At 64.4% G+C, this 6742-nt stretch carries 7 protein-coding genes; 2 read left to right on the forward strand and 5 right to left on the reverse strand.

Annotation, left to right across the window (positions count from 1 at the left end):
• From HMPREF1546_RS11030 to HMPREF1546_RS11050, 5 genes are read right to left on the reverse strand one after another with little or no spacing between them, the layout of a single operon-like run.
• Positions 1–738, reverse strand: a complete 738-nt coding sequence (locus HMPREF1546_RS11030; RefSeq protein ID WP_021748024.1) for an ABC transporter ATP-binding protein — start codon at positions 736–738, stop codon at positions 1–3.
• On the reverse strand, positions 735–1526 hold the full coding sequence (locus HMPREF1546_RS11035) for an ABC transporter ATP-binding protein (RefSeq protein ID WP_021748025.1): 792 nt from the start codon (positions 1524–1526) through the stop codon (positions 735–737). Before HMPREF1546_RS11035 ends, HMPREF1546_RS11030 begins: the two co-directional genes overlap by 4 nt.
• Entirely contained in the window at positions 1526–2338 is an 813-nt protein-coding gene (locus tag HMPREF1546_RS11040; protein ID WP_021748026.1) for an ABC transporter permease, read from the reverse strand. The genes HMPREF1546_RS11035 and HMPREF1546_RS11040 overlap by 1 nt, the downstream gene beginning before the upstream one ends.
• Positions 2335–3285 (reverse strand): ABC transporter permease, encoded by a 951-nt coding sequence (locus HMPREF1546_RS11045; RefSeq protein ID WP_036629626.1) that lies wholly within the window; start codon positions 3283–3285, stop codon positions 2335–2337. Before HMPREF1546_RS11045 ends, HMPREF1546_RS11040 begins: the two co-directional genes overlap by 4 nt.
• 51 nt (positions 3286–3336) lie before the next feature.
• Complete coding sequence (locus HMPREF1546_RS11050) at positions 3337–4887, reverse strand: ABC transporter substrate-binding protein (protein ID WP_036629628.1); 1551 nt, start codon at positions 4885–4887, stop codon at positions 3337–3339.
• A gap of 310 nt (positions 4888–5197) precedes the next feature.
• Between HMPREF1546_RS11050 and HMPREF1546_RS11055 the strand changes: the two genes are divergently transcribed.
• Both HMPREF1546_RS11055 and HMPREF1546_RS11060 read left to right on the forward strand, forming a co-directional pair.
• Positions 5198–6094 carry a diacylglycerol kinase family protein gene (locus HMPREF1546_RS11055; RefSeq protein WP_249390654.1) on the forward strand — a complete coding sequence of 299 codons (897 nt, stop codon included), beginning with the start codon at positions 5198–5200 and terminating at the stop codon, positions 6092–6094.
• Positions 6091–6705: a CoA pyrophosphatase gene (locus tag HMPREF1546_RS11060; protein ID WP_021748030.1), complete on the forward strand. Its 615-nt coding sequence runs from the start codon at positions 6091–6093 to the stop codon at positions 6703–6705. The genes HMPREF1546_RS11055 and HMPREF1546_RS11060 overlap by 4 nt, the downstream gene beginning before the upstream one ends.
• The last annotated feature ends 37 nt before the right edge of the window (positions 6706–6742 follow it).

Here is a 6742-nt window from a genome sequence, read left to right on the forward strand (position 1 = left end):
TCACTCCGCTGCCGCCAGCAGCTGGCGGGTATAGTCGTCTTTCGGGTGGTCGAAGATGTCATCCACTGTTCCCTGCTCCACGATGCGGCCTTCTTTCATCACCAGCACCCGGTCGCAGAGCTGGTACACCACATTCAGGTCGTGGGAGATAAAGAGATAGCTGAGATCCAGCTCCCGCCGCAGCGTCCGCAGCAGGTCCAGGATCTGGGCCTGGATGGTCACGTCCAGGGCGGACACCGGCTCGTCGGCAATGAGGAACCGTGGCCGCTGGATCAGCGCTGCGGCAATGGACACCCGCTGCCGCTGTCCGCCGGAGAGCTCCGCCGGTTTTGCCGCCAGACACTCCTCCGGCAGACCCACCCGGTCCAGCATCTCCCGCACCCGGCGCTTACGCTCCGGGGCGTCATACTTGCCGTAGACCCGCAGCGGCTCCTCCAGGGTCCACTCCACCGAATAGGCGGGGTTCAGCGCGCTGTACGGGTCCTGAAAGATCATCTGGGGCCGCTTGGTGTAGTGAATCACCTGCCCCTGGTCGGGCTTCACAATGCCCAGGATGGTCCTGGCCAGGGTGGATTTTCCGGTGCCGGACTCGCCCACCAGACCCAGGATTTCCCCATGGCGCACATCAAAGGTCACGTCGCGGAGGACCTCCTGATAGGGGCCACGGCGGAAGAGCCCGCGGTCCCGGTATCCGCTGGTGACGTGCCGGACGGAGAGCACCAGCTCCTGTTCGCTCATGGCGTCTCCTCCTTCCGGTGCCGGGTGGGAATGGCGGCGATGAGCCGCTGGGTGTATGGGTGCCGGGGATGGCGGAACACCGTCTCGATGTCCCCCTCCTCCACCAGCACGCCCCGCTGCATCACCGCCGTGCGGGTGCAGAGCTTCCGCACCACGTTCAGGTTGTGGGAGATGAACAGCATGGAGATGCCGGACTCCCGGTTCAGCTTTTTCAAAAGCTCCAAAATCTGGGCCTGGATGGTCACGTCCAGGGCGGTGGTGGGCTCATCCAGCAGCAGCAGCTTGGGCCGTGCCACGACGGCCGCGGCGATCATGGCCCGCTGCAGCATCCCGCCGGAGAGCTCGTGGGGATACTTCCGATACACGCCCGCCGGGTCCGGCAGCTCCACTGCTGCCAGGGCCGCCAGGGCCTGGTCCCGCCGCGCCTCCCGGGAGAGGTCTGTGTGGATACGCAGCACCTCCTCCACCTGGGGGCCGATACGCATCAGGGGGTCCATGCAGCTCTGCGGCTCCTGGAACACCACGCCGATCTCCCTCCCCTGGACCTGCCGCAGCAGCGTGCGGTCTGCGTGGAGCAGCTCCGCGCCGTCCAGCAGGATCTCCCCGGAAAAGTCGCACTGCTTTCGGGGCAGCAGTCCCGCCACGCTCATGGCGGTGACAGACTTGCCGGAGCCGGACTCGCCCACCAGCCCCAGGATCTCCCCGTCGTGGATGGTCAGGGACACGCCCGCCACGGCCTCCCGCTGCCGGGTGTGGAATTTCACATGCAGATCTCGGATCTCCAGCATCAGGACACCCCCCCGTTCCGGCGCTGCAGGCCCTCGCCGATGAGACCCACGCCGAAGATCAGCAGCACGATGGCGCCGCCGGAACCCAGGGCATACCAGGGGGCGCTGGTCAGCATCCCCTGCGCCTCCGAGAGCATGTAGCCCAGGGAGGCGTCCGGCGGCGTGACGCCGATGCCCAGATAGCTCATGGAGGCCTCCGCCAGCACCGCGTTGTTGAAGCCGATGGTGATGGCCGGCAGCAGCACCTGCGTGGTGTTGGGCAGGATCTGCCGCACCAGGATGCGGCCGCTGGAGGCCCCCATCAGCCGGGCGCTCTTCACATAATTCACGTCCCGCAGCGCCGCGAAGGCGGTGCGGGTCACCCGGGCAAAGCTGGGGATAAACACGATCCCCAGGGCGATCACCACGTTGTATTTATTCCCCGGCCCCAGGATGCTGATGAGAACCAGGGCCAGCAGGATGCTGGGAAAGGCGGTCAGCGCGTCATTCAGGCGCATCAGGACCTCGTCCACCACGCCGCCGAAATAGCCCGTGAGGGCGCCCGCTGCCGTGCCGCACACCGCGCCGATGGCCACGGTGCTCAGGGCGATCAGGAAGGTGGTGCCCGCCCCCTGCAGCACCCGGCTGAAGATGTCCCGGCCGAAGCTGTCGGTCCCCAGCCAATGGGCCAGGGAGGGGCCCTCCAGCTTGGGCCCCGCCAGCAGGGCGTCCGGGTCGTAGGGCGTCCACACCAGGCCGACCAGGATCAGCGCCGCCATGAGGCCGGTGACAATCAGCCCGGCCAGCAGGTATCCGTTCATCCGCCGCTTCATGACGCACCTCCCAGCCGCAGGCGGGGGTCGATCCGCTGGTTGACAATGTCTGCCACGGTGCCTGCCAGCACCACCCAGAAGGCCAGGATCACCACGATGGCCTGCACCACGGGGTAGTCCCGGTTGGAGATGGAGGCCACCAGCAGCCGTCCCAGCCCCGGGATGGCAAACACCTGCTCCACCACGATGCCAGCCGCCACGATCTCCGCCATGGTCTGGGCCAGGAAGGTCACCACCGGCACCAGGGCGTTGCGCAGCACATGGCGCCGCAGGACCGCCCCCCGGTCATTGCCCCGGGAGATGGCGGTGCGGACATAGTCCCGCCGCATCTCCCCCTGAATGGTGCTGCGGAGCATCCGCACGGTCATGGCGATCCGGGGGATGGCGATGGCCGCAGCGGCGAAAAACAGATACCGGAACGCCCCGGTCGGGTCCGTACCCAGATCCGGGAATTGGCCGTGGACAAACCAGCGGAGGGTGATGCTGAACAGCCAGGAAATCAGGATGCCGGTAAAAAACGGCGGCACCGCCATGCACAGCTGGTCCAACACCGTCCCCACGGCGTCCCCCACCCTGCTGTGCCCGCGGGAGGCCCACAGCCCCAGGGGAATGGACACCACGGCAATCAGCGCGAAGCTGAGAAGGCTCAGGCACAGGGTAATCCCCACCTTGGGGGCAATCAGCTCCCACACCGGCTGGCTGTAGCTGTAAGAAATCCCCAGGTCCCCGGTGAAAAAGCCCGCCAGCCACTCCAGATACCGCACCGCGAAGGGGCGGTCCAGCCCCAGCTCTGCCTCCAGCTCCGCCACGCGCTCCGGCGTGGCCTGGGTGCCCAGCATGATCTCTGCTGCACTGCCGTGGATCAATTCAAAGGCCGCAAACGCCAGAAGGGAGACGATGACCATGGTGACCAGCAGCATCAAAATCCGCTTGCATACGTACTTCATGGCATCATCTCCCTTCCGGGGCAGCGGCAGCATACCTGCCGCGCATTGGATTTACTGGGCGTAATGGACCGTGGACAGGTCCATCACATAGATGGGATAGAACTGGTATCCCTCCAGCCCGTTCCGCAGAACCACCAGGTCCGCCAGGTCCTGGATGTAGACATTGGCGGCGTGTTCCGTCAGGTTCCGCTCCATCTGCTTGTAGAGCTCTGTCTGCTCTGCGTCGTCGGCCGTGGCCTGGGCCTGCTGGAACAGGGCGTCATAGTCCGTGTTCTGATAGTTGATAAAGTTGTCGTCCGCCGCAGAGGTGAACCGCTCCAGCAGCGCCCGGGCAGTCATGTTGGAGGCGTCTACGCCTACCACGGTGGACTGGAACTGCCGGTTTCCGTACACCTCGCTGAGCCAGGCACCCCACTCCACAGGCTGAATCTCCGCGGTGATGCCCACGGCCTTCAGCTGCTCCACCAGCACAGTGGCCGTGTCGATGTGGGGCTGATAGTTGGAGGGGACGGTGATGGTCATGGAGAACCCGTCGGGATACCCGGCCTCCGCCAGCAGCTCCCTGGCCCGCTCCGGGTCATAGGGATAATAGTCTGTCAGGTCCTCCACAAAATATTTCTGAAACGCCGGATACATACTGGAGCCGATGGGGCTGCCGTACCCGTCGAAGGCCACATCGATGATCTGCTGTTTGTCCACGGCGTAGCACAGGGCCTGCCGAACCTTTTCATTGTTGAAAGGCTCCGCGGCGTTGTTCAGATACAGCGCCTGCACCAGATTCATCGTGCCTTCCAGCACCTGGAAGTCATCCCCCAGCTGGGCGGCCTGGGTGCTGGTCAGGTGGGCGAACATGTCGATGGCTCCGCTCTGCAGGCTCATCACCAGGCTGTCCGCGTTCTCAATGATCCGGAAGGTCACCTTGTCCAGCTGGGCCGGGGTGCCCCAGTAGCCGTCAAACCGCTCCAGAACGATGGAGTCCTGGGCTGTCCGGGAGACGAATTTGAAAGGCCCCGTGCCCACCGGGGCGGTGGCCTGGTCCGTATAGTCCTCCGGCAGGATGGCCAGAGTCAGATAGGATAAAAACTCGCTGTCCGGCTGATCCAGGGTAATGGTCAGCGTGGTGTCATCAGCCTGGATGCTGGAAATAGCAGAAAGCGCCGGGATCAGAGGCGTTCCCTCCGAATCGTCGGCGCAGCGTTTGATGGAATATGTGACATCCCGCATCTCTACCGGGTCCCCGTTGTGGAACTGCACACCCTCCCGCAGGGTAAAGGTGTATGTGGTTTGATCCTCAGAGATCTCGTAATGGTCAGCGACCGCGGGCACCAGGTCTCCGTCAGGCGTGGGCTTCACCAGGCCCTCAAATACGTTGAACATGACTTCCTTGGTTCCTGCCGCCACCGCCAGGTGAGGGTCAAGACTCTCGTCCAGGTCCTGCGCGATGCCCACCACGATCTCGTTCGCCTGGGCCCGCGCCTCGGTAGAGCCGTCCGCTGTCTGTCCATCCTCTGACGCCTGCTCTGTGCTGCCGCCTCCGCAACCGGTGAGTGCGGCGCTCAGGAGGCCCGTCAGAAGAAGGAGCGCCATAAGCCTCTTCTTCATGGTTCTCTCCTTTGCATCACTGCTCATTTCGAGTCAGTGTTGGGCGGAAACTGTCCGCCCTGACAGAAATGTTCGGCTCTATTCAATTTTAAAAGGAGCCTCACAGGGCATGTTATTTTTATAACGCTTGCCCTGCAAGGGTGTATTGTACACGAACGCCCCGGGGATTGCAAGGGCTTTCGCAAAAAAACAGCCTGTTCGGGGGAGAAACATTCACAAATCCGTCACACCTGCGGAATTGAATTTCCGGGGGCGGCGTGCTATACTAATTTACATCGCTTTGGATGGGGCCGCCCATCCCAGTCAGGAGGTGTCACTCTTGAAAACGAAGAAACTGCTGTTCATTCTCAATCCCCGGGCCGGGCGGAACAAGCCCCACGGTCCGCTGTTTGACGCGCTGGCCATCCTTTCCGGCGCGGGTTACCTCATCCGGATCCACGAGACCTCCGCCCCAGGAGACGCGGCCGATACCGCCGCCCGGGAGGGCGCCGGATACGATCTGGTGGTGGCAGCCGGAGGAGACGGCACCCTCAACGAGGTGATCTCCGGCCTGATGCGGCTGGATGCCCCGCCGCCCCTGGGCTATCTCCCCCAGGGAACCACCAACGACTTCGCCTCCAGCCTCCAGATTCCACGGACCCCGGCGTCCGCCGCGAAAAACATTGTACAGAACCGCATGCGGGAACTGGACATCGGCCGGTGGAATGAGCGGAGCTTCATCTATGTGGCCTCCTTCGGTGCCTTCACCCGCAGTTCCTATGCCGCCTCTCAGGCGGCCAAGAACGCCCTGGGCCACTTTGCCTATATTCTGGAGGGGATGAAGGACCTGAACACCCTCCGCCCCTATCACATCCGCCTCACCGCTGACGGAGAGGTGCTGGACGGGGACTACCTGTTCGGCGCCGTGTGCAACTCCACCTCCATCGGCGGGCTGATGAAGCTGGACCCGGAGCGGGTGGTGCTGGATGACGGGAAATTCGAGATGCTGCTGGTCCCCAGCCCCAAGACAGCCGCGGACCTGCAGAATCTGGTGCTGGCGCTGCTGAACCAGCAGTACGACAGCCAGGGCCTGGTGTTCCGCCACGTCTCCTCCCTCCGGCTGGAGACAGAGGAGGAGCTGCCCTGGTCCCTGGACGGAGAGTATGCCCCCAGCGTGCCGGTGGTGGACATTGTCAATCGACAGCGGGCGCTGAGGATGCTGCTATGAGAGACTTGGAACATCTGCGTCGCCGGTACGCAGACCATGTGCCGGGGCTTCTGGGCGCCCGGCACAGCTATGCCGTCCTCTGTCCCCTGGTGGAGCGGCCGGACGGCCTGCACCTGCTCTTCGAGGTCCGCTCCGCCGCCCTGCACCGCCAGCCCGGGGAGGTGTGTTTCCCCGGGGGCCGGATGGAGGCGGGGGAGACGCCGGAGCAGTGCGCCCTCCGGGAGACGGAGGAGGAACTGGCCATCCCCCGTCAGGAGGTGGAGGTCCTGGGCAAGCCGGACTTCATCTGCAATCAGGCGGGCTTTCTGATGCAGCCGGTGCTGGGACTGGTCTCGGCCGCCGGTTTTGCGGCAGTGGCGCCCTCCCCTGCGGAGGTGGGAGAGGCATTCACCGTCCCCCTGGCTTTTTTTCGGGAGACCGCTCCGGAGCAGTATGTCTATGCCCTGCAGCCGGACGTGCCGGGGGACTTTCCCTATGAGACCGTGGGTATTCCTGCGGACTACCGCTGGGCCCGGGGCCGGGTGGAGGTCCCCATCTGGTATTGGCAGGGCCACGCCGTCTGGGGTATGACCGCCCGCCTGACCCAGGACATCGTCCGCCACCTGGAATAAAGAGCACAGGCAGGGCCGGAGCATTCGCTCCGGCCCT

This window comes from Oscillibacter sp. KLE 1745 (assembly GCF_000469445.2).
GTDB lineage: Bacteria > Bacillota > Clostridia > Oscillospirales > Oscillospiraceae > Oscillibacter > Oscillibacter welbionis.